The organism is Chryseobacterium oleae (genome assembly GCF_900115055.1).
In the GTDB taxonomy this organism is placed as follows: domain Bacteria; phylum Bacteroidota; class Bacteroidia; order Flavobacteriales; family Weeksellaceae; genus Chryseobacterium; species Chryseobacterium oleae.
The window spans coordinates 744535-770042 of the sequence record NZ_FOVD01000001.1; the positions used below are offsets into that span (position 1 = coordinate 744535).

Below are 25508 nucleotides of genomic sequence, written 5' to 3' on the forward strand. Positions count from 1 at the left end.
ATTATAGAATAGTTATAAGTGTAATCCTCTTTAAAGTCTTTTTTTATATTTGGTTCAGCTTTTCTTTCAGCTCTCTGGCTTCCGGAAATTCCATGGCATTGTAACGGCCAAGTTTGGTAGAGATATTTTTCCATCCGCTCAGCACCATGCTCATGTAATGGACCCAATTGACAACCGCATCCTGCCAGATCCCAAAATCCGGTAAAGAAGCCTGCAGGGCCACAAACTCTTTCAGATCTTCATTGTGAAGCCGCAGGTCTTCCAGGCAGGCATCTTCCAGGGAAATCTGGCGTTCATGCTGGATGACTTTCACAATATTGTAATAGACACTGTCTGTGGCTTCGTCTTTCACGACTGACTGCACTTCGTTGAAATAAGTGACCAGATGGCAGGCAAGGGTCTGCAGACGGCAAATCACCGGATGCTCATGGATTTCAGGTGGTAAAATGATTCCCGTTTCCACCTCAGTAAGTTGAAGAAAGGGATACAGGCAGATTGAGTTTTCTCTTAACGCGATGCATTCTTCTACGGTTGGAAACATCTTTTTTTCCTTGTAAATGAGCTCAGTTTCCAGCCCGGTAAAATATCTGCTGATCATTTTTGTAAACCTGACGATAGATTCCTGTGGAATAAACTGCAACAGCTCCTGCCTTAATGAGGCCAACATGGCTCCCAATGGTATGGTAGATTCTGCAGCACTTATTTCACCTTTTAATACTGCCACCGACTGGATGTGGATATTCTTAATATTACCGGAGACACTTTCCTCGTACAGATCGTCATTGTACAGCGTCCACAGCATCAGTCTGCAAATCGGTTTGAAACGGTCAGGTGTTGCGGTAGGAAACCATTGGGCGGCAATATGGGCTGTTTTGGTTTTCTTGTACTTTTTACGGAGATCGGGATTCTGCTCATACAGCCACAGATATTCCCCATCGATCCATTGGTTTTCGGTGATCTCCTGCAGCTGTTCCGCATTGGGATTTTTTAATGTAGGGAACGGGTAATTAAATTTTTTGTTGAGTAGTTCAAGTGTGTTCATGGTTTATAGTTTTTTTATTTCACATAGGGGTTGTGTTATTTAATATGAGGAGTTACAATTGATAGCTGTTTGAATGGTACAGAAAAAACGGAACGACGGAATACAGAAAATCTTCCGGGAAATTTAATCCCAACCTAAACATAAAGCAGATGGAAAATTATACAGAATTGATAGGAGATGGCTAATCCGTTTCAAATTGCCACTTCTATTTTATACGTCCAGGGAGATGAATATCAAGGTTAGCTGATTATTCAATTTTTAAGAAAAATTTTCATGTATTTTGTTTTTATGGTTAATGTTTTTAGAGTATTAGTTTTGAGTAATGAAAATAAAAAAAAATACAACACAATTCAATTTTATTTCACTTTAGCTTGAAATAAAACACAACAACCATCTCACATCCCATTATTTATTAGCTTTTTACGTGAAAGAAAAAAATAATTAAAGATAGAAATACCACTTTTTTTTGATTTTTTGTTGCTTTTTAGTACTCCAATGTTTAGCAAAAAACAGTTGAGGTCACAGAGAATCAACACATTTTCTGAAGAAGCCTTCTTGCAGTTGATGATATTCATCAGTTTAGACCTTCTATAATGATGATGAATTAGAAAATAAATTTAAATTTGCCATGCAGGAATGGACAGCGAGCTTAACACGTACTCCAACGAGGGTATCTGTCATTTCACCCGTGATACCACTCCTCCATTAAAAGATTACAAATGATTTTTCCAAAGGCAAAAAAAATAGCCAAAGATCTTGGCTGGTACAAAACAAAAGACAGTGTATTTGGACTTTACAAAGGGTACTTTTTCAACGTTTCAGATGCAAGTGTAATGACTACACCTCAATTCAAACTGGTAACGGCAACCATCGGCAGCTTAACAGAAGAACAAGAGCTGTACATCAAAACAGAATTAACCAACAACAAAAGAAAATTAAAGTTTACCTACTTTGAAATCAGCAACCATGTGATTTTCTTTAAATTCGTTGAAAACGTAACGCTTACTCAAATTAAGACGGTTTATGCTTTGTTCGACTTTTTGGTGGACCTGTTCAAAAAACTCAACCTACCAGAGCAAAACCAATGTCATAGCTGTGGGAAAGATCAAAGAATCAACTATTACGACCTGAACGACACTGGTATCATGCTTTGTGACACCTGTTTCACTCAGGAGGACCGTAGGTTCCACGACATTGAAAAAGAAAGAATTTCAAAAGAAAAAAATTATCTGACAGGATTTTTGGGCGCCCTTCTTTTTTCAGTTCCGGGAATTATTCTTTGGGTTTTGTGTGCGGTATATTTTGAAAGACTGGCCTCCGGAATGACATTAGCTATCGCATTCCTCGGAATTTTAGGTTATGATTATTTCAAAGGACTGCAAGGAAAACTCACCAGGTATATTATTGTTCTGACAAACATCATAAGCATCCTTCTTGCCAACGTTACTACGGTCATTACCTTACTGGTAAAACAGGGTTTAACGATCAATCAGGCCATCGGGGAGTTTCAAGCCAACGCCGCCGCCAAAGACTTCTTTTATCAGAGTATTATTATTTCTTTTATACTGGCATTTTTTGTTTGGATCTGGCTCTTGTTTTTCAGGAAAGACGACACATTAACGATACAGCCTGCAGAGAAATTTTAGATCTTAAAATGGTTTCACATTCTGTACAGACGATAAAAAACCAACTTTAAAAGTTGGTTTTTATTTTTTCAGGAGTTCGGTTGAACATTTTGGTATCGTGTGAACCCGAGAGCAAAGAGCCTCTTTCCTATTATCATGTTCACAGACGATTTTGCGGGCTTTCTGCATATTTGCAAAAAATCCCGTCAATAAAGGATTTTACCCCCTTACCCAAGGGGGTACAGGGGGTTGGGTAAGGGGGTCTACACCCTTCGGAAGAGCTTGGAGGTACTCATATAACGGGGTAGAGATACTTCGGAAGGGCCTCGAAGGGGTTAGGTAACTAGCTTTTGGCCCTTACCTAACTGGATAAAGCCACTTGCGTAACGGGCTGGAGGGGCTTCGGAAGCGGATGGAGACGGTTGGGGAGGTGGCTGGAGGAACTTCTGGAATGGGTAGAGAGAATTGGGAAGAGATACTCCCCTCTTTTCATTGGCAAAGCCAACTCTCAAAAAGTTGGCTTTTATTGTTCAGGTATAAATGACGTTAATCGTTTTTTGAGATTATTAATAATCGTTATGATTAAATCTTATCAAAATCCAAAGTTCCATCCCCAGTTAATCGATCTGTTCATTCCCCAGATTCCAACTTCCACTCCTTTTTCATACTTAGAAAAAAAAGCCAGAAATAAGATAATTGCGGCTATTATTGCGAAAATATAGAACTTCTTTTTTTTCATAAATTATTGAGTTTCTATTATCGTCTCTTTAGATTTAGTCATATCCATTATTAAAGAGTTGAGCTTGGCTGTGGCAGCAACTAAAAGCGGATATCGATTAATACAAGATTTCTGACGAAGCACAAACGTGAATCATAGTAGCATACAATCATTTTTCATGAAGAATTTGTTGTAATATGAGTGCCGTTGCTTTTGCATCGTCTAATGCTCTGTGAAATTTAAAATCTTCTTTTATATTCATTTTTTCTAAAACTCTTTCTAATGAAATTCCAGATGTAGAGATGTTTTTTTTCGCCAGCCAATAACCCCCCAGTGCTCTGATGTCAAAACCTCCACCTACAAAATATGCATTATAATCAAATCCAAATTCCGTAAATTCTTTCCTCAAAAGCGGTAAATCGTAGTACAGTCCCCAACCAGCTAAAGTAGATTTATTTTTTTCTCCGTACCAATCTAAAAACAGAAGAATGGCTTCATCAAAATACTTTTCATTTTCAACCATTTCGTTTGTAATGTTTGTAATCTCCGTGATTTCGGGTAGAATTGGAAAATGTTTTGGTTTTATTAAAATAGAGAATTCGCTTTTTATTTCAAAAGTTTTCCTGTCTAATTTTACAGCCCCTATTTCTATTATATTAGTTTCATTCATTTCATTTTTTCCAAAAGTTTTGCAACTTCCTTCTAAATCATAAATTACTAAATCACTGGAAAATTTCATAGTATAGTGTAGGTATTTTAAGTTTGCTTGCCACTAATTTTTCAACTTAACACATTGCGTCAATCCGATATATTTTCAAAATTAGATTCTTAGTACGCAATCTATTGGCGCATTCATTTTTTATTAATCAAACCAATTGAATAGTATCGTTTTTTCAGATTGAGTGCTATCGATAATTTACAGCCTTAAGCTTTGTAATGGGGCTAATTTTTAATACAAAAGTCACTATAAGCACTGCCGTTTCCCACTGTTGCGAAATTCTTATAAGATGTCCGCGATTCTCGTTTGTCCGTCCATTTTAGTTTGTTAAAACTTTATTATTCATCTCAATTTTGTGATAAGCCATCCATCGTTTTAAATTCCCAACCATTCTTTTTAAATGATCTTCGTTCAGGAAAATATTTGTCCAATAGTCAAATCTGTCGCACTGAACACTTATGTAATAGGTCATAATGGCTAAACATGCGTAGGGCAAAAACTTTTTTTCTTCGTTACTGATTATAGTTACCGTCTCATAACCTTTTATGAAACTCTCTGCTTTTTCCTGATATTCCTCTTCGTTCAGATGGGTTGCCAGTAACTGAAACAGGAAATAAGAAATGTCAAAACATAAATACCCGTTGCCACAAAAATCAAAGTCAAAAAATGTTATTTCTTTTTCATCGTCAATGTGCAAATTGTCAAACCAAACGTCAAGATGAACAGCTCCATATCTCATTGTTTGTTTGTCAATATTTTCCATTTTTAGCATTAAAAAATTAGAAAGGGTTTCTAAAAATTGAATTTCGTTACTATTTTTACTGTAGAATTCTTTTGTTCTTAAAACAGGGTCCTTAAGCAAGTTTTGAGCATTATAAGACATTCTCATCAGTTCTACATTTTCTGTAGATTGATGAACTTTTGCTAATGCCTGCCCAATTAGAAAGCTTGTTTGGGCTGAAAATTTTGCAGTCTTTATGCCTTTAGCGTACGAAAATAAAACGCCAAATCTTGTCCCTTCCGGAGCTTCAATTTCCTGAATGAATTGGTTCGATTGATCAGCTATTGGAAAAGCAACTTGCCGGCCTGCTTCTTTTAGAAGAATTAAAAGTCTTAACTCTTCTTCAACTTCTAATTGAGTCCGCCAATTATGGGTATACACTCTAAAAACGTATTTGTTTTCGTCATCGTGAACCAAGTATAAATGATTCATAGCAAGTCGGAATATGCTGCATTCCGTTTTGTCGGTTAGACCATATTTCCGTTGAATAAGTTTACCGAGTTCATTGGGTGAAAGTGTACTGTTTATGGTAGGAAATTTCTCTGGCATCAGTTCTTGGTTCTTAGTTGGTTATAAAATATTTGCAATCTCACTAACATTTTTTGGCTTTATGCCTGTTCAATTGTTTTTTGAGATTTAGCATGAACTACCCGTCTAAAAGCACATCAATTCTTTATTTTTTTATAAACTGAACAGCTTTTGAATGCTCAAGTTTCAGCCAATAGCTTCCTTTGCTGAGATCCTGAACATGTATCTCTTTTCCTGCTGTATAAGAACCTGCCTTAACTTTTTGTCCGGCAGCATTATAAATAACAAAATTCTCATTTTTTACACTTGAAAGGTAAAGAATATCTGTAACCGGATTTGGAAATAATTTCATTTCAGGAGCCAGAATAGCAGACTCAGTGCTTAAAAAATTCATATTATAATCCACTTTCATATTAAAGAGTTCTCCATAGGTATTCTTCTGAACCGTAAGAATAAAGCCCTGGTCTCCATTCACAAAAACATCTGCAACAGAGCTGATATTGGCAGGGACTTTAAACAAACCGCCTGTTCCAAACGATGCATCACGAACTCCGTTGGTGTTATATTTTAATATTGTTGCTGCATATTCAACCGGTGTATCACTTTTGTAATAAGAAGAAAAAATATACACATGATGATCTATTTCCATGATTCTATGCGGAACGTGCACACTCCATTGTCCGAATCCAGATTCCACTTTCCCACCATTTCCAAATGATGTATCTATGGCTCCCGAGCGCAGGTATCTGGAACCTCTTACATAACTGTTTGCAGAACTCAGATCCACATAGTTTGCAACCAGAATTTTACCGTCTTCCTGTATATTATAATCATAAATCGTAATATCTCTTGGTACATAAAGATAGCCATTGTCACCGAAACTGGCATCAGGAGTTCCATTTAAGAAATGGCATGTCCAGACATCTGTCTGTGTATAGTTTCCGCTATTATTATAATAAAACGAGGTGGCGAAGTTGTAAATTTTACCATTCTTAATTCTTGTTTTCTTCAGAGTCTGATATTTATAATCCCGGTCTATCAATACTGCACTGAAACCATTATTTCCAAAACTGGTATCAATGGTCCCGTTGGGCAAAATTTTACAAAGATTGGTATATGTTTTTGAAGGATTACCAACTGTTGAACCATAAACAACAAAAATTTGATTGGTTTCATCCTTCATTAAAGTCCCATAGGTTAATGTAGTCGGTGTAAAAAGAAAATCAGCAAGCTTAAAACCATTAACTCCGAATGAAGTGTCAATGCTTCCATTGCCAGTGATCTTAACAAGATAAGCCTTCATATTGGCAGAACAGGAAAGGATAATAGAATTATCATCCAGCGTAACAGAACTTTGCACTGTAATTTCTCCGGGATTGTTTGGATAGGCCGGAATACTTAAAAGTCCATTGGTTCCAAAAGTCGTGTCCGGTGTTCCGTCGTAATTATATTTGGTAATAAAATATGTTTTGTTGGTAAAAGAGCCGGTATCGTAGTAGCCAATATTGACTGTTTTCTGATCAGCAGTATAGAAGGTTTTTATGTTATATTCCCTGTTTTGAGTAGGGGGAATATTGACAAAAAGTTTTCCACTTGTCCCATAATTGGTATCAACCACTTGACCGGAAACAGAAACAAAACTTAAAAAGGAAAAGAATAGAAGTTTTCTCATAATCAGGTTATTATTTTTTGGCAAAAATAGTTTTTTTAAAGTAAAGTTTAATAACCTGTTCATTAGGTACAAAGAAAGATCTCGACACCCAATAAAGGCAGCGAAATTTGTAATCAGTGATTTTGTATTAGTGGAAATTTATCCTCAACAGGAAAGAAGAATAGTGGTAGAATTTCAAACAAAGCAAGATGATGAAAAAATTCTGGTACACTATGCCTCAACCTCTTCTACAGTCAATACCGCTCCCCTTCTCCACATCCATCTCCTCAATCTCCTCACCGGAAGATACACAAAAATGACAGAAAGAATTCCCGCCAGCACGCCCACAAGTACCGCCATTGCCGTAGCATCCAGCTTATAATATTTTGAAAAACCATATTGCGCAAAAAGCAAGACCGACAGCACCAGTAATCCGGTGGTGAGTCCGTGCAGAATACTCAGCTTGGTCATCAGTTTCTTTTTATTGAGCTGCTCATCTACGGTAAACTCAATGGCGCCCTGTTCGGAAGCAATGATTACTCTGTTGATGATATCGATGGTCAGAACTACCGGTAAAAATATCGCCATGGGTAGCGTCAATCGGGCCAGATTTTGAGTTCCTGAAAAGAAATGGGTGTATCCTAATTCCTGAAAACTGGCGTAAGCGATAATGAAATTGAAGAATACATTCGGAAGGACATAGTAAATCGTACGCTTGATTAAAAAGCGTTTCAACGTGGTTTTTTTGAGTTTTTTGGGAGGTGGTGGCTTCAGTTTAAATTTCATAGCGACGAGGTCAGGAGTTCAATGGCTTTATCTTTAATTGTAACGGCTTCTTCTTTAGGCAGAAAATGCTCATTAGACATAAACGTAAAGTCCATTTGTTGGTTATACGTTGTTGCGACCAAAGTATTTGAATTCAGCCATGGAAAGGCAACAGTCGGGCTGATGATCGTTTCTACTTTAAAATTTTTATAATCGCTTGGGATATTGATTCTTCCCATATTGGAAAGCGTTACATCATGACCGCCTTTACTTGATTTCAACATAGAAACCATACGATTAACGACAGGATGCATCTGCTCCCCCATCCACAAAAGCTCTCTGGCTTGCATTTTTTCTATTTTTTCTACAAGATCTTTTTTGATCTGTCTGGCATTATCCAGTAGATCTGTACTTCCTTTTTTTAATGACAATTCAACGGTTGGTGCAAAAGCAAAAACCTGATCCTGCCTGATCTCCGGAATAAAATGGCGCACATCTACAGGGCTGATCACCTTGCCTTTTGCCTGTTTTCCTTGAATTTCCTGAAAAGCCTGCATAAACGAAGAGCAAAGCAATGCGTGTACAGAAACACCATGAGCTTTAGACTTTTCAGTGATTTGTGCCGTTGTAGCCGAGTTCAATTTCCAATGAACAACGTAATTGCTGCCAAGATTTCTTATCTTACTTTTCCGCTGCATGAGAAAAAAAAGTCGCGCCATTATCAGGTAAAAACGGGCCTTGCGTTTCTGCTTTTTCGTATTAAAATCTACAGGCAGAAAATCATTAACTGAATTGAATACATCATAAGGATTCATCTCAAAAGAAGGATCATCCAGTAGACCCAAAAGTTCCTGCATCAGGTTAACAAGCGAAGTTCCGTCGCAGATACAGTGAGGCAGTACCCAAAGAATTTCAGATACTTCATTTCCTCTGATCCAGACCAATTGGGCCAGTGGCTTTTTATCGTCTTTAAACAGCCGGAACCATTCACTTTCGGATTCCTGCAGCCAGTCTTCATCGGTTTTCCGCTCAACAATACGAAGCGGAATAGGTTCCATTTCTTTTTCTTCTATAAAAAAAGGATACTTTTCACTGCTGTTATCAATTCTGGTTCTTAGCAACGGATGTTTCTGCTGGATTTTTTCTAAAGCAGCCTTAAAGTTTTCCTCAGGGATATTCCCTTTGATTTTTGCCGTAAATACACAATTGACAGGGGTTTCAGGATCCACATACATGATCCGTTCCACCATCATTAAATTTCGCCTGATCATAATACTGCTATATGGTCTAATTGTAATTTCACCGTCTGAATCACCTCATCACGAATGGCTAAGGCTTCAGCATATGGTAAATATCCTTCGCTTCCTACAAATGAAAAATCCATTTCCCCGTTGAATGTTGATGTCACCATCGTTGTGGTATTTCCCAAAGGTCCGATCACCGAAGGACTGAAAATGGTATCCAGTGTAAATTCCTTGTATTGATGAGGAATCTGAATGCGTCCCAGATTGGAAAACATACAATCGTTGGAAGACTTGCCATGCTTCAATAGCTTCGTGAAATTTTTCAAAGCATCATGCGCGGATTCCATCACCATCATGGTAATATAAGGATTCAGTTTGGAGGTTTTACGTTCTACAGATTCCTGCATCAGTCTTAAGTTTTCTGAGAAACTTATTTTTTGATTCGCTGAAACCACGATCATCAGCCCAAAAGCAAAAATATGATCCTCTTTGATCTGCTTTGCAAAACGTCTTATATCTACCGGACACGAAACTTTATTGAAAGCCGCTGCCCCTCTCACTTTTTTAAATGCCTGAAGGACTGCTGCACTCAGGAACGTGTTAACCGTAACTTCCTGTGATTTACAGTAAGCAATCAGTTCCTGACTCATTTCTTTGTCAAATTTCCAGTGGATCAGATAATCATTTTGTCGGTCGATGGCCTTTTTGTTGACAGGAATACATTTGATGGCTGTTGCGGCCAGTCTTCCGATCACTTTTGCTTTCAGTTTTTGTTTGCGGTTCGTTAAAATCTCAGCAGGAACCACATCATGAATTCCGAGTATAGGATTTTCCACTCCAATTTCTGCGGAAGGACGATCCAGCAGCTGTAAAAATTCATATAGGAAAGCCATTGCAGAACCACCGTCACACAAACAGTGATGAAAAGAAAAAAGCATATCTGAAACCTCTTCCCCTTTGATCCATACAAAACGGATCAATGGCAATTCTCCGTAATTAAACAAGGTTTTCCACTCTCTTGCGGATTCTTCTTTCCAGTCGTCCTCTCCTTTTCGGACCACGATCCGTATCGGGATGGGCAGACGTCTTTCCGGAACTTCAAACCACGGGATATTGTTTTCATCATGACTGATGAGTGCTCTCAACCATGGATGTTTGCGCTGAATCTGATTCAGCGCATGTTGAATATTTTCCTCTTTAAAGGTTCCGCGCAACCGGAACGGAATCACCGCATTGAAGGGCTCTGTTCCGTCACCCAGAAGCATGCGCTCACCAAATAACAATTTTCTTCGCATAGGCTTATACCGTAACTAATGTTGAACCATGTTGCTGTACAAAATCTTCCAGAAGCTCTACCGCACGGTCATTACCGCCGGCATTCAGCAAATTGGCCTGAACCTCTTTCGCTGCGTTTCTGTAGGCAGGATTCTCCAGCAATTCAAAAACAGTTTCACGAAGAGCCTCAACACGCAATCTCTTGTATCGGATGCTGATTCCGCAGCCAGCCTTTTCAATTAATTTGGCAATATGAAAATGGTCGTAGGCAATAGGGGTAATCAACATCGGTAATCCGTTGGTGAAAGTATCGTTAACGGTATTAAAACCTCCGTGGCAGATCACGGCATCCATATGAGGCATTAATGCAGATTGCGGTACAAAACCATTCACGATGAAATTAGAAGGCCATTCATCAAATATGTCCGGCGGAGTTGCCGCGATGACCGTTACAGGCTGATCTGCAAAAGCGGCAATCACTTTTTCAAAAAAGGCTTTCCGGATGTCTACCAACAAAGTCCCGAGTGATACAAATATTTTTGGGGTCGTAGATGCTTCCAGTTTTTTCCAGTCAAATGGAGCCGGATTCGGACGTCCTTTTACGGGACCTACAAATCTCATATGAGGCGGAACGGTTTCAAAATCAGCAAACGTCTGTGATGTGAATACCAGATTTAACTTATTGGAATGGATAAAAATCCCTTCATCATTGATCCCTACTTCTTTTTGAAGATCTTTGATCAGGTTTTGCTGCCATTCGAATATTTTGGGTGCGTTATTCGCGGTATCGCCCATTACATCTGGAGGAACAGGCGTAGTTGTTACACACGGAATATGATGTTTGTGGGCAAAAAGAGCTCCTCCGAAAGTGATGCAATCATTCACCAGAACATCAGGTTTCCAGCTTTCCATCAGACGCTCCAATCCGGGCATCATCATTTTAGCAAACGGAACATAGGTTTCTTCCAGTGCGAGCTTCATCACTTCTGGTCCTGAACACGCCGGCCCGTCATCCTGTCTCTTTAAAATACGTTTGATATCCTCCTGAAACGGAATAAGATCTTCTTCAGGATAAAAATAACTTCCTCCTTCCGGAATATGTTTGCTATCCAATGGAGTAATTCCAAACCATTTCACTTCGTGTCCACGGGCGATCAGGCTGGCTCCCACACTTAATGTTGGGCTGATATGGCCAAAAAACGGTGGGATCACAAATAAAAATTTAGACCCCGGCTTTATGGTTTCATCAGCAGGGATTAATGCTTTTTCAAGCAAATTGGCTGCAGTGGCTGTACCTCCGGCTTCGGTGAAAGATTCACGAACCGTTTCAGCAGCTTCTTTATATTCTGAATTATTTAATATATTTTTCACGGCTTCGTTTAAGTGATGGGATTTAAATCTGTTAAAATTAAGACGCTCTCCTGCTCCGGTACGCACAACGCGTCCTGCTACATGAGACTGATCATACGCAATCGGGATCACAACCAGCGGAAGACTATTGGAAAGGGCTTCAGAAACGGTATTGTGACCACCGTGGCAAACGACTCCATCCAGATAAGGCAAAAGATCCAATTGAGGAACCTGATTGTAGACCATAAAGTTCTCCGGCCAACTGTCAAAAAGCTGTGGATCAGAGACTAATACAACGGTCAGATCTTCATCTTTAAAAGCATCTACCACTTTTTGGAAGAATACTTTTTTATGATCATGATCGAAAGTGGTTCCGATGCTTACCAGGATCTTTTTGTGGGTACTGCTTTTCAATCTGTCCCAATCAAATTCACAGGAGATGCGGCGTTCCATAAGAACAGGTCCCGTGAACTGATAATTCTCCGGAAGATCCATTTCGCCAAAGAAATATTTTGAAGTTAAAACAAGCGTCAACAGATCAGAAGAAGCCAATGAACGGTTTTCCGTTACTCCCAGTTCTTTCTGCAGTTCAATGATTTTGTTCACTTCCCATTCGTGTACTTTAGGCAGCTCGTCCATCATTTTAATGGCAGCTGGAGCGGTAACGGATGTGCTGTAAGGAAGATTTAGTTTTTTAGCAGCAATAGCGGCAGCAAATAACTGATGATCTCCAATCACCAAATCGGGTTGATATTGTTTTAGCAGGGTAACGATTCCATTGTAGCAATGTCTGTTTAAAGGAATCAATACGTCATCGTAAAGAAACTTAATACTGTCGATACCGTAGACTACTTTTTTAGAAATAATATCGAGATAGCTTTCACTTTCTCTTTTCTCCTCGTCGGTTTGGTCATATTGAATGAGTAAAAGTTCTCCCCCGACAGGAAGTTTTGTACTTAAATTTTTGTCAAGACTGATCCAGGCCACTTCATGTCCTCTTTGCAGTAATTCTGCGCCGATGCTTAAGGTTGGATTGACATGGCCTGTCAATGGTGGAACAACAAATACAAATTTAGCCATGATTTTGTGTTAATGCGTTAGATAATGATTGAGATAAAAAATGAACCATCGATTCTGCGATCTGAACGGGTTCCTGTATCGGGACATTGTGATCACCGGGAATCAGTTCCAGTTCAGATGAAATGATCTGCGTTTTCAGCCATTCTCCTGTAGGTTTACAGTTCGATTCAGATCCGTAAAGCAAAAGTGTGGGCGTATCCAGTTCTGAGAAATTCGCTTCCCCCAGAAAATGTTTTTCCCTGATCATATCTGCTTTGATGCTGGTCTTTTCAAACAGGAATTCATACATCCGGTGGTTTTTCTCCATCTGCCTTTTGCCCATCTGCACTTTGGTAGTGTCCGTAAAATTAGCCACGTAATGTTCGAGAAATTCTTTACTGTATTCATCGATGATGTTACGGGCCTTTTCGTCCTGAGGATCCGGGGCTTCTATAACGACCAGCTGACTGACACGTTCCGGCGCTTTCAATGCTGTTTTCAAAGCAATCAATCCTCCGAAACTGTATCCGGCCAGATGTGCTTTCTTAAGATTTAAAATATCCATCAAAGCCAGTACATCAGATGACATACTTTCCAGATCGTAGCCGTCTGTAAAACGCTCGCTCATGCCGTGACTTTTCAGATCGTACATCACCACGTGGAAATGCCTGGCCAGAATCGGGGCAATATTAAAATAATAAATGGAGAGGTTGCTGAACATCCCGTGGATAAGCACCACCGTCTGTTCAGCCCCTTTGTTGAGTTCCTGAATATGAACCTGTTTATGGTTTACATTGATTATTGGCATTCGTAGATATAATTGATGATCATACGGAGGTCAAGGTTGATCAGTTCGTCTAAGTCCATAGAAGACAGCCATCCCGTGAAGTCAATCTGATCCCCGAAATGCGCTTTGATCTTCTCAGAAAAAGAAACGATTTCTATGCTGTCCATTTCCAGGTCTTTCGTGAATGAACTGTCCGGAGTGATATCCATTTCCTCTACAAATTCAGCGCCTATCACTTCCGTAATAAAACCTTTTAAAAGTGTGAACAATTCTTCGTGATTCAATTTTAATGTGTTGTTTATAGTGTCCATCCGATAATATATTTTTTATGTTTAATAGTTTTTATTTCAGTTTGGTTGATCCATAAATGATCCCCTTCAATATGGGTGATTTCAAAGGCTTTTGGGTTTCCTTTCAGTCCGGTTCCCAGAAACTTTCCGTACGCTTCTTTGGCTACCCAGAATCTGGTGGTCCATTCTGCCTGATCTCTGTCTTTTAATAAGGTTAATTCGTGATCAGTAAATACCAGGTCATAAAATCCGGAGCTGCGTTCTTCCATGATCTCCATGTCGATTCCCACCGGGCCGCCCTGTCGTGCAATACCTACCGCGTCCTTTTCTTTATGGGCTAAAGAAATATGGATATCTTCCGTGACATCGCCTATCAGATAAGGTTTTCCAACTTCATCCTTCCCGATTTCAAAAGTGATGGGGAAACAAGGGTGATTTTTCTTTTCACGGAGAAGGTTTCGTACCGCATCTTTCACGGCTACACGGCTTACCATCCATTCTTTCCGCTTGTTGGGAAACAACTGCTGATGATACTGCTTTTCCGTCTGGTTGAAATATCTTTTGAGGATAAAATCCCACGAAGCCACTCTGGTATACGCCTGATGAAAGAAAAACACTTCAGGAGCTATTTCCTCCGAAAGACGATTGTGCAAAGGCGACATGGAAACATTCCACAGCGGTTCATCGATTTCCAGTCGGCGGTTTTGCCAGCCTGTAATCGCGCACCATACCTTTCCATCTCTTTTCAGGATGATATCAGCGATGGCAAATTCTTCATTGAGCTCGGTAAGGATGCAGGTACATTCAAAAATACCGTCCTGATCCTCCATATCTCCGAAGAATTCAATATCTCTGATTTTCACAGGGAAAGCAATACGGTCTTTGGTCAGGGTAAGCTGCAGCCACAATCCGAATAACTGTCCGGCATTATCAAGCAAAGAACCTTTTCCACCGTTTCCTTTGATTTTTCCTACAATTCCTTTCGTTCCTACCGCTGAAATCTCGGTAATTCCCTGGTAGAGTTCTCCATGGAACATATGTTTATCATAGATTTCTTCAGTTGTTCTTTCAATAGGCAGAAGATCCCCGATTGCCAGGTTAAAGGCAGGAACAGCAGGTGCAGACGAAGCGAGTAAGACTTCTGCATTCGCAAAGTTCTCGATATCAAGGTAAGCATGGTTATTGGAACGCCATTCTCCTTTGACTGTTTTTTCAAAAGGCCTGGCCACATTCATCCATTGAAACACACTTACATTCATAATTTTATGAACGCGGGTTCCCGGTATTTCGGCCTGTGCTATTTCTGCTAACTGCTCGAAAATCATGGTCATCGGGATCACCGGTTCCATATCAGAGACATTGGTCCATCCTTTCGGCTGTCTCAATAAACTGTGGTCGATGAGGTAAGGATGCGTATCTAAAGTAACATACAGAAGTTTCGAGAAATTCTTACTGACAGGTGCTTTAGAAACCACAGGTCTTGGGATTGTAATTTCCGGACGGTTTTGAAACAGCGTCAATACTTCTTCCTGCATCCGGATCATATCAGTAATATTTTCCTGGAAAGCCTGAACAAGAGGATGACCTGTCTTAGCGACCGTCGCTGAAACCGTATTTTGTTTTGCCAGCTCAAAAGACTGAGCCAGATTTTGAATTTCTTTAAAATCACGGATGATCGGTGAACCCAGCTGTAACTTGATTCCCTTTCCTGATGACTTTTTTGATTGGCTTTGTACTTCTAAAAAGTCCAATGCTACGGTTTTACCTTCCACAAATAATGCAGCTACCACACGCTGCAACTGAGCCAGTGCAGATCTTGTAGCAACACTGGAAGCAATCGTACTGAATGCTTTTCCTTTCAAAGTATCATCAATAAACCCGATCAGTCCTCCGGTACCCATCTGAATAAAGAATTTTGCGCCTTCTTCATATAGTTTATCCGTCAGTTCACGAAAACGGACCGGCTGCACCAAATGCTCGGCACTTAGTTTTCTGATCGCATCCTGATCGGCAGGATACGGCTCTAAAGTGGTTGCAGACCACAACGGGATTTTCGTCTGTTGAAACTGCGCTTTTTCCATTCCAGCTAAAATCACATCCAGTTTATCAGCGATAAACGGTGAGTGAAAACCAGACTGGAACGGCAGAATCTGATGAAAGATCTGTTTTGATTTTAATAATGGAACCAGTTCATCCAGGGCAGCATTACTGCCACAAAGGATCACCTGATTGGGACAGTTGTCATTGGAAATATAAAGATTGGGAATGGCATCGATAAAAGGCTTCACCGTATCGATTCCCGCTCCGATGGCAATAAATCTGGAATCTTTTAATTCAAAGGTTTCCGGATTCAGAACATCAATCAAAGCTTTAACAGAATTCACTTCTGCCAGTTCTGAGGAATATCCTGCCAGCCATTCTCCCAGGCTGTGTCCCGCATTCATATCCGGAACAATTCCCAGTTTTTTCAGGGCGTTATCAAGAATGCTGCATTTATTGAAAATCCCCAATGCATCGCTTAATAAACCTTCTCCTTCTGTTTCGATAGGCTCGGTTAATCCAAAATAACGGCTCACACTGTCCACCTCTCCTTTCGCAAGGCCATCCAGACCCGGAAATACGAAGGCAATTTTACCTCCATCTTTCAGTAAAGGTGTGTTGGTGTACCAGATATCCTGTTTATTGCGCCATGGATTATCTTTAGCTACAATTTTAGTCGCTTTTTCTATTCTTTCAGGGGTCGGGTCGAATAAAGCAATCCGGTAATCCCCTTCTCCTACTCTGTTTTCTTTGTTTTTTAAAGCTGAAAGCAATTCTTCATGGGTAGGTCTTGCCAATACTAAAACACGGTCTTTTTTCGGCATATCATAGCCTTCCAAAACAACGTGTGCATTGATCCCTCCAAATCCGAAGGCATTGACAGCCGCCACTTTCGGCAAGCCTGTTTTTGACCAGCTTTTCGGTTCCTGTACTGGAGCAAAACGGGTCTGCTCCATATCTGCAATTGGATTTTCACAATATAATGTAGGCGGTAACGTATCATGATGAAGCGCCAGACAGGTCTTGATTAAACCTGCGATTCCGGCAGCCGGCATGGCATGTCCGATATTGGATTTAACGGATCCGATTCCTGCAGCCTGGGTTGTTTCTTCTTTAGTGAAAAACTGAGCCAGAGTCTGAAGTTCTGTTTTATCTCCAAGCGGTGTTCCTGTCCCATGGGCTTCCAGATAACCGATTTGTTTTTCATCCAGATCTGCATTGATCCAGGCCTGTTGTAAAGCTTTAAGCTGACCTTTAACGGACGGGCTCATCACGCTGGTTCCATTCCCATCGCTGCTTACTCCAACGCCTTTGATAACGGCGTAGATTTTATCCTGATCGCGGACTGCGTCTTCCAATCGTTTTAACACGACGAAACCACAGCCTTCACCAATTAATAATCCGTCTGCATCCATACTGAACGGCTTGATCTGCTGTTGATGAGACAAAGCTCCCAACTGGGCAAAAATACTCCAGAAAGCAGCATTCTGTCCGGTATGCACACCTCCCGCGATGACCATATCACAACGGCCACGGTTGAGTTCCTGAACGGCGTGATCTACTGCAATCAAAGCACTGGCACAGGCCGCATCTACCGTAAAGGCAGCGCCTCCCAGATTAAACCTGTTCGCTACTAAAGAGGCAACCAGATTGGGAATTAATCCCATAGCTGTATCAGCAGCGAAACGGCCCTTCCGCTCCTGGAAAGCATGCTTCACCTTCTCGATATCTGAAGAAGATACCTGAGGCAGCAATTCCTGCAATAGCGAAGAAATCTGCTCCCCGGTACGCACGATTTCAATGGCACGCGTCGCTCCGGGACCAGTATAGTTTCCTTTACCGATAATGATACCCGTTTTCTCAAGAGATATTCCCTTTTGAAATACACCGGCATCATCCAGAGCTTTCTGCACCAGATCAAGGGTTAATAAATGATCCGGCTCGGTGCCTTCTACTGCTAACGGCAGAATCCCAAAAGCTGTCGGATCAAATTCATAATCTGAAATAAATCCACCGCGTTGACAGTAAAATCTGTCGACAGGACTGGTAGCATCACTAAAGTGTACAGGATCAATCCGATCAGCCGGAGCCGATTGGGTAGAATCTACCTTATTGACAATATTCTGCCAAAAAGTATGGGCATCCTGTGCCCCGGGAAAGACACAGGATAGGCCAATAACAGCAACATCTGTTTTTTTCATAGTTATCGTATACAGAGGTTTACCAGTTGTTTCCAGACATGATCAATACCTGACTTTCGGTTCCGTATTTGATCTCGTTAAGGAAGATTTCTTTCCCCTGGTCCAATGGAATTAAAGAAATACCGCGGCGTTCATATTCTGTTTCCAGAGTCGATGAAACCATTCCGGCTCCTTTCCATGGGCCCCAGTTGATGGAGATTACTTTTCCTTTTAATTTTTTGTTTAAAGCTTTCGCATAATCATCCAGTACGGAGTTGGCCGCAGCATAATCTGTCTGTCCTTTGTTCCCGTATACTGAAGCGATGCTTGAGAAGAGCACTACGAACTGACAGTCGGCACGCAGCTGTTCTGCCAATACACGAAGCGGTTTTACTTTGGTATCGAATACGCGTTCAAATGAGCTTGATGTCTTCTGTCTGAACAGTTTGTCTTCCAAAAGACCTGCTCCATGAATAACTCCGTCTAAACGTGCGTATTTATCGTAAATATTTTTGATCAAATCTGATAATCCTTCTTCGTCACAAAGATCTAAAGATTGATAAACTACCGTACTTCCCAATTGTTCCATATCACGGATGGTACGCAGAATCTGATTGTTTTTGAAAATTCTTACAGTCTCTTTTTCTATTTCGGAAGGAGAAGTGAATTTTCCGGTTTTAATAAGATAGCTTCTTATTTCTTCCTTGGTTTTCATGGCTTCCACTTCTTTAAGGTCCGCTATGACATCTCTAGGATCTGCTGATCTTCCTACCAGAATATAAGTACACGGATACGCTCCGGACATATGCTTCACCAATTCGGAAGTGATTCCCTGTCCGCCTCCAAGTACTAAGACTACAGATTCCTGATCCAGCTGGATATGCGCTTCTTCAAGACTTGTTGACAATGGAGATGGGATAATATCTATTTTATGCCTTTGGTCGTGTTTGTAAACGACTTCGGAAGGTTTATCTGTGGATAATATTTCTTTTAAAGCAATTTCTGTAATCTGATCAACTTCCTGTGGCGTACTCAGACTGATCAGCCTGCAAGAGGTTTGTTCAAATTCTCTCGCTAAACTTTTGAAAAGTCCCGGATAACCTTTATAATGACGTAAAAGACGCGTATCAGTCAGTTCCTGAATATGAGCCGGAATGTCTGAAATCAGATACACCCATTTGGCTTTATCAAGATCCAGTTTCTTGATCTGATCTACGTGATCAATGATGCTGTGTTTTATGGTTGAGGAGAACAGATCCATAATGATCAGTCCGTCAAAATCTTTAAGATCTCTTTCCGTATCTACCAATTCTGCGATAGCTCCATATTTTTCAAGGGTGTTTTTGATCGCCATCGTCTGTGGACTGTTGTCCTGAGTGATGGCAAAACGTTTTCCTTTTATGATTTCTGTATTCTGCTCTGTAGAAACATCGGTTGGAGTCAGATCAAAACGAAGACGTGACAATAAATTCTGAACAGGTTCAGCATCAGCATCGGTGTTTCCACTCATTTCGCTGATCCATGAGGCCAGTCCTTTTAATGTTTTAATGGCTGCCAGTTTTTCCATCAGATCATCCGCCTGGTCCATATCCTGACCGAAACCTATTTTGGTTTTAAGGTCTCCGATAATTTCCATTCTTTTAATAGAGTCAATGCTCAGGTCTGCTTCTAGATCAAGATCCAATCCCAACATTTCTTTCGGATAACCTGTTTTTTCACTGACGATATCCAGAATTATATTTTGAAGTTCTTCAAGAGAGAATGCTGATTTACTTTCTACCTCTGCTACAGGTGTTACTGCAGTTCCGTTTTTTTCAGGAGCGGCTGTTGGAGTTCCTGTTAATTCTGTCAACCAGGAAACCAGACCGCTTAACGTTTTGATCGATGCTAATTTTTCCATGATCGTATCTTCATCGGCATTACCTGATGTAAGCGCTCCCAGTTCACTGCGAAGCGTTCCGATGATTTCTACCCTTTTGATAGAGTCAATACTCAAATCAGCTTCCAGGTCCATTTCCATGCCGAGCATTTCGTGAGGATATCCTGTTTTATCGCTGACCACCTGTAGCAACAGGGTTTTAACATCTTTTACCGGAGTCTGTTTTACCGCAACAGCAGCAGGTTTTTCTACATGAACCGGCTGTGCAGGAATCGTCACCAAACGATCGTTCACTGGTGCTTGTACCGGCGCAGCATAAACAGGTGCAGGGCTAACTTGTGGATTCTGTCCCAGGAAGGAAAGCATCACATCACGCTGTGCCTGAATCAGCTGTTTCATGGTATTTAAATATTCCTGAAGCATACGTTCAGCGGCAGGCTGAGATTCGGCTACAGGAGCTGGTTGGTTATTCGTAAAATTGTTCATGGGAATAGGATTTAATATCGGTAATGCACCGTTAGCCGGCAGATTACCTGTGGTTGGATGCGCCATTTGTCCGTTCACACGCCAGATGGCTGGATTTTTCTTGTACAGTTCAGGCTGGTCTATCTGAATCAGTCTCGCATTACGGCCATCGAAAAGTTTTTCAATACTGAAGCTTCTGCCGGTTCCAAGATATTGCGCCAGCATGGAAAGAAGATGGCTCAGTTTATTTCGGTTGCTGTCTTCTACATACAGAGTCAGCTGATCTTTTTCTAGGCAGGATTTAGTGAGTCCGGAAAGAACTTTTCCAGGGCCTACTTCGATGAATATTCTGGCTCCGTCTGCATACATCGCCTGAAGTTCTTCTACAAATCTCACGGGCTGTACCAAATGATCAGTCAGTCTTTCCTTGATTTCTGAAGGCGCTGAAGGATAAGTTTCAGCCGTCGTATTCGACCAAACCGGAATCTGCATTTCCTGGAATGGAATATCTTTTAAAACCTCATTATATAAGCCTTTGGACTTGGCCAATAACGGGCTGTGGAATGCACACGCAACTTCTAATTTCTTTGCAGAGATACGTTCCTGTTTAAGGATCTCCATTAATTTATTGATAGCCGGCGTACTTCCTGCCACTACACATTGGGTCGGAGCATTATAATTAACCGGATAACAGCCTTCTGTCTTGTCTAATACTGGCTGCAACTGTTCTCTTGTTGCGCTTACCGCAATCATGGTACCCGGATCTCCGCCTTCTACTGAATCCAAAATGGCATGAGCCCTTTGAATACTCAGATCAACCAGTTTTTCTTCTTCAAAAACTCCGGCAAAACATAAAGCTGGTAATTCACCATAGCTGTGACCTGCCACCATATCAGGAACAATATCCAGTGATTTCAGGAATTTAGCTAAAGCCAGGTCAACAATTCCTAAGATAGGTTGCGCCAGGCGGGTATCTTTAATGGTTTCTTTCTGTTGTTTTAAAGCAGTTTCATCAAATGTTGTTGAAGGGAAAACTACTTTCTCCAGTTCAGGATATCCTTCAATCAGGTTACGCATAGCCGGAAAAGCTACGAACAGATCGCGGGCCATATTGATTCTCTGACTACCTTGTCCAGGGAATAGGAAAGCTACCTTACCATCGCGTTTATTCACCGTGAAAGTATCTTTACTTTCGATGCCGGATAATGCCAGTTCGATGTTCATCATCAAATGTTCGGCAGTGTCAGCAACGATGGTTAACTGAATTGGTTTATCTGAACCAACCGCTAAGCTGTAAGCCATATCTTTTAATGGAATATCACCATTAACCTCCAATAGAGATTTAATCTGTGACAATGGAATTTTCGCATCCTCATACGTATCTCCACGGAATACAAATAATTCTGACGGCCACGATTGCAATACTGCAGAATCGTCTTCCTTAGGATGATTAGCAATAACCGTATGGAAATTAGTTCCTCCGAATCCGAAAGCACTGATTCCGGCATAACGGTTTTTCTCGCCCCACAGTCCACTTTCTGCATAAAAAGCAAAAGGACTGGTTTGGGCATTATAATAAGCATTAGGCTGCTGTAAGTGAAGCGTCGGTGGTTTTACGCCATGATATACTGCCAGTGAAGCTTTGATCAGTCCGGCTAATCCTGCCGCACATTTGGTATGCCCGATTTGTGTTTTTACAGAACCTAAGTGAGTCTGTCCCGGTATCGCTCCTGAACGGCTGAATAAATTCGTCAGTGCACTCAGTTCGGTTTTATCTCCTACTACAGTTCCGGTTCCGTGAGCTTCCACTAAACCAACTGATGCAGGACTGATACCCGCCTGAGCGTATGCACGTTCCAATGCACGTACCTGTCCTATTTTTCTCGGTGCTGTAAGACCCAGTGCTTTTCCGTCACTTGATCCTCCCACTCCTTTGATCACAGAATAAATACGGTCGCCATCTCTAACGGCATCTTCGTATCTTTTTAACACAAGGATTGCAACGCCTTCTCCAAGGGCAATTCCATCAGCTTCTCCGTCAAATGTCGCACATCTTCCTTTTCTGGAAAGTGCGTGGGTGCTGGAAAACATCAGATAATCATTGATCCCGTTATGTAAATCTGCTCCTCCGGCAAGAACCATATCGGATTTTCCTAATATCAGTTCCTGACAAGCCAGATCAATAGCTGCTAAAGAAGAAGCACACGCAGCATCTACGGTGAAATTTCTTCCCCCAAGATCCAGACGGTTCGTAATCCTACCTGCGATCACATTCGCCAAAATACCCGGGAATGAATCTTCCGTCGTATGTGGAAATGCCTGTTTCACTTCTTCATGAAGCTCTCCGAAAACCTGTTTATAGTATCCTCTGAAACTATAGCTGTTAGCCAGATCATTACCGCCTTCAGCGCCTATAATAACAGAAATATTTTCTCTGTTGATGTGTTTTTCTCCATAGCCTGCATCTTCCATCGCGCGCTTGGCAACCAGTAAGGTCAACAGCTGCGTGGGTTCAATGGCAGCAAGGGATTGAGGAGGAATCCCGAATGCCAATGGATCGAAATCAATTTTTGGAATAAACCCACCCCATTTCGAGTGAGACACATCCGGTCCGTCTGAATCAGGATGGTAGTAAAGTTCTTTATTCCAGCGCTCATCAGGGACTTCTGTGACGCTGTCTCTTCCCAGGATGATATTTCGCCAGTATTCTTCAAGGTTTTTAGCGCCCGGGAAAATACATTCCATCCCGACAATCGCTACATCCAGAGGTTTTTCTGTGGATACCGGCTGTTCCGGCAAAGCCGCCTCTTCAATATATTTATAGTTATCAATACTTACGTTCTGATGAAGGGATGCAAGGGAAATCACGCGGTTTTGCATCGTAGCCACCTGACCGATCATATACATTCCCAAATCCAGCTGCTCGTTTTTAGGAACATTAACCAATTTGTCACCCTGACGATCGATTCCTTTTGCGGCAATCCTAAGTCGGCCCACATTGAGTTTTTCAAGCTGCTCCCAAACTTCTTTTTTATCCATTCCGGCTGCCAGAAGTTTAATTTTCTCAGTGCTGAAATGTTTAGCAAAAGCTGTATTTAAACAACGTGTTTCGTGTCCCGGTGCTGTTTCCAGCAAGACCGTGTCTTTTGCCTGCATGGCCTGTACCTGGAATTCTTCTTGAATAGCCCCTGTACGTACGGCTTCTTCGGTATATAAATAAGCAGTTCCGATCAATACTCCAACTTTTACGCCTCTGGCTGCTAAAGGAGCTGCCATGATAGAAACGAATGCCGTTGAAAATGCATTGTGAATTCCGCCTGCAAAAAATACACTGATATTTTCCGGATGTTCTTCTTTTAAAATACGTTCAATCTGTTTTTCCCAAAGGACCATGCTTGAAAGCGGACCTACGTGACCGCCGCACTCACGGCCTTCGAAGATGAAATTGGTAGCACCTTCTTTCAGGAAAATATCCAGCAATGCAGGAGAAGGAACATGAAGGAAGGTTGTGATACCCGCTTTTTCAAATACCTTTGCCTGCGCAGGTCTTCCTCCTGCGATAAGAACTACCGGAGGTTTGGCTTCCAATATATAAGCCGTCTGTTCTTCTCTTAATTCCTGAGGAGCAAATCCAAGAATACCCACACCCCATGTTTTATCACCGGCCAGTTTTTTGGTTTCCATCACCAAAGCTTTCGCCTGCTCACCTTTCAGTAAAGATAAAGCAACAAAAGGTAAGGCTCCTGCATCTGCTACCGCATTGGCGAACAGCGGAACATCACTGACACGGGTCATTGGCCCCTGTGCGATAGGATAACGTAATCCCAGCTTTTGGGCCATTATATTATTTTCACTGATTACTTCAAGTGCTTTAGCCTGCTTCAGATGACCATACATAGCTTCCTTAAACCCGAAAACCATTTTTTTCAGGCTTTTGAAATCTTCATATAGATCTATTGCCAATGAAATATCCTGACCCATAGGAATATAACTCTTACTTGGATCAAGATCAGTGAAATATTGTCTCAGCTCTTCGGCCGTGACATTTTCAGGTAATGCAGGTGAGTTCGGTCTCACCAGTACCCGATGGTTGGCTATAATTTTAGTTTCGGTACCATTGAGTTTTGAGGACAGGTCTTTGATCTCCTGAGGAACGGAACTCTCCGGGAATAATGCCAGTTGGCTATCGAGTACAATTCCTGTTGCTCCTAATGATTTTACTGCGGCAGCTGTGTGCAGTCCTATTCCGCCCTGTACCCAAACAGGGATGGTCTGAATCTCTTTGATGACACGCTGAAACAGTACAAAAGTTGACTCATAGCCTACCAGGCCTCCTGCCTCATTTCCTTTTATAATAATCCCTTCTGCTCCTGATTGCTCAGCCAGTCTGGCTTCATCCAAACTGGTTACCTGATAAATAACAGGCAGATCCGGTACAATATTCATTGAAACTCCGGACGGAAGGATCGCGAAACTTACTTTTTCCGGGATCTGCAGGGATATAAATTTGTCGTTCGGTAGATAGATACCATAAGAAGGTACATCTGTCTGATCAAGTTGGTTCAGTGCTTCCTGAGCGGCTGTTGCATGGTGTCCTAAGCTTAAGATGGGAAATGCACCCGCCTGGTGCAATTTAGGCATAAGACTGACATCCGGCTTTTCAAAAGGCGTTAATCCAAGAATGGTTAAGTTTTTCATTGCATTTATGGTATTGAGGTGATAACTAGAAACTCCATAACAAAACGCTGGACCTTTCGGCATCATGAGCGTTTGCTAGTTATGAGGGAATAAAAATAATAAATTTATATTACATTTCTAACCATAAATGAAAATTGATAATAATTTTTTAACAATAAATTATTATGAATTTAAATACTATTAAAAAAAGCAATTTATATTTTTATTCTCAGAAAATAAGACGGTACAGTCTATCAGATTCAATTATAATTGTTTATAATTGATTAATGTAAGACAAATATAGAAATAAAAACTATAATATTTCAAAAATAAGAGAATTATTTTTCTAATATTACAAAAATATAACATGTCTACAAAAGCGTATGAATTCTGGAAAAAGTGCGTTTGATGATCCGCTAAAAAAAATCATAAAA

General features: G+C 40.9%; 14 protein-coding genes. 1 reads left to right on the top strand and 13 read right to left on the bottom strand.

The window, feature by feature from the left end; genetic code table 11:
- Positions 1-43: 43 nt before the first annotated feature.
- Positions 44-1042 carry a terpene synthase family protein gene (locus BM143_RS03300; protein WP_090022943.1) on the bottom strand — a complete coding sequence of 333 codons (999 nt, stop codon included), beginning with the start codon at positions 1040-1042 and terminating at the stop codon, positions 44-46.
- 719 nt (positions 1043-1761) lie between these two features.
- Here BM143_RS03300 and BM143_RS03305 point away from each other — a divergent pair.
- Positions 1762-2688 (top strand): hypothetical protein, encoded by a 927-nt coding sequence (locus BM143_RS03305; protein WP_090022945.1) that lies wholly within the window; start codon positions 1762-1764, stop codon positions 2686-2688.
- A gap of 571 nt (positions 2689-3259) precedes the next feature.
- Here BM143_RS03305 and BM143_RS23880 read toward each other — a convergent pair.
- From BM143_RS23880 to BM143_RS03360, 12 genes are all read right to left on the bottom strand, one after another.
- The gene (locus BM143_RS23880) at positions 3260-3406 is read right to left on the bottom strand and encodes a hypothetical protein (protein ID WP_167375233.1); all 147 of its coding nucleotides are present in this window, start codon (positions 3404-3406) and stop codon (positions 3260-3262) included.
- A gap of 148 nt (positions 3407-3554) precedes the next feature.
- Complete coding sequence (locus BM143_RS03310) at positions 3555-4124, bottom strand: 3'-5' exonuclease (protein WP_090022948.1); 570 nt, start codon at positions 4122-4124, stop codon at positions 3555-3557.
- 298 nt (positions 4125-4422) lie between these two features.
- On the bottom strand, positions 4423-5433 hold the full coding sequence (locus BM143_RS03315) for a phosphotransferase (protein WP_090022950.1): 1011 nt from the start codon (positions 5431-5433) through the stop codon (positions 4423-4425).
- 124 nt (positions 5434-5557) lie between these two features.
- Positions 5558-7084, bottom strand: coding sequence for a T9SS type A sorting domain-containing protein (locus BM143_RS03320; protein WP_167375234.1), 1527 nt, complete (start codon positions 7082-7084; stop codon positions 5558-5560).
- 210 nt (positions 7085-7294) lie between these two features.
- Positions 7295-7798 carry a hypothetical protein gene (locus BM143_RS03325; protein WP_228430680.1) on the bottom strand — a complete coding sequence of 168 codons (504 nt, stop codon included), beginning with the start codon at positions 7796-7798 and terminating at the stop codon, positions 7295-7297.
- Between the two features lie 47 nt (positions 7799-7845).
- Positions 7846-9099 carry a condensation domain-containing protein gene (locus BM143_RS03330; RefSeq protein WP_090022956.1) on the bottom strand — a complete coding sequence of 418 codons (1254 nt, stop codon included), beginning with the start codon at positions 9097-9099 and terminating at the stop codon, positions 7846-7848.
- Complete coding sequence (locus BM143_RS03335; RefSeq protein WP_090022959.1) at positions 9096-10367, bottom strand: condensation domain-containing protein; 1272 nt, start codon at positions 10365-10367, stop codon at positions 9096-9098. The genes BM143_RS03330 and BM143_RS03335 overlap by 4 nt, the downstream gene beginning before the upstream one ends.
- 4 nt (positions 10368-10371) lie before the next feature.
- The gene (locus tag BM143_RS03340) at positions 10372-12777 is read right to left on the bottom strand and encodes a glycosyltransferase (RefSeq protein WP_090022961.1); all 2406 of its coding nucleotides are present in this window, start codon (positions 12775-12777) and stop codon (positions 10372-10374) included.
- The gene (locus BM143_RS03345) at positions 12770-13564 is read right to left on the bottom strand and encodes an alpha/beta fold hydrolase (protein WP_090022963.1); all 795 of its coding nucleotides are present in this window, start codon (positions 13562-13564) and stop codon (positions 12770-12772) included. The genes BM143_RS03340 and BM143_RS03345 overlap by 8 nt, the downstream gene beginning before the upstream one ends.
- On the bottom strand, positions 13555-13854 hold the full coding sequence (locus BM143_RS03350; RefSeq protein WP_034728171.1) for an acyl carrier protein: 300 nt from the start codon (positions 13852-13854) through the stop codon (positions 13555-13557). Before BM143_RS03350 ends, BM143_RS03345 begins: the two co-directional genes overlap by 10 nt.
- On the bottom strand, positions 13842-18074 hold the full coding sequence (locus tag BM143_RS03355; protein WP_090022965.1) for a type I polyketide synthase: 4233 nt from the start codon (positions 18072-18074) through the stop codon (positions 13842-13844). Before BM143_RS03355 ends, BM143_RS03350 begins: the two co-directional genes overlap by 13 nt.
- Before the next feature lie 19 nt (positions 18075-18093).
- The gene (locus BM143_RS03360; RefSeq protein WP_090023873.1) at positions 18094-25095 is read right to left on the bottom strand and encodes a type I polyketide synthase; all 7002 of its coding nucleotides are present in this window, start codon (positions 25093-25095) and stop codon (positions 18094-18096) included.
- Positions 25096-25508 lie beyond the last annotated feature (413 nt).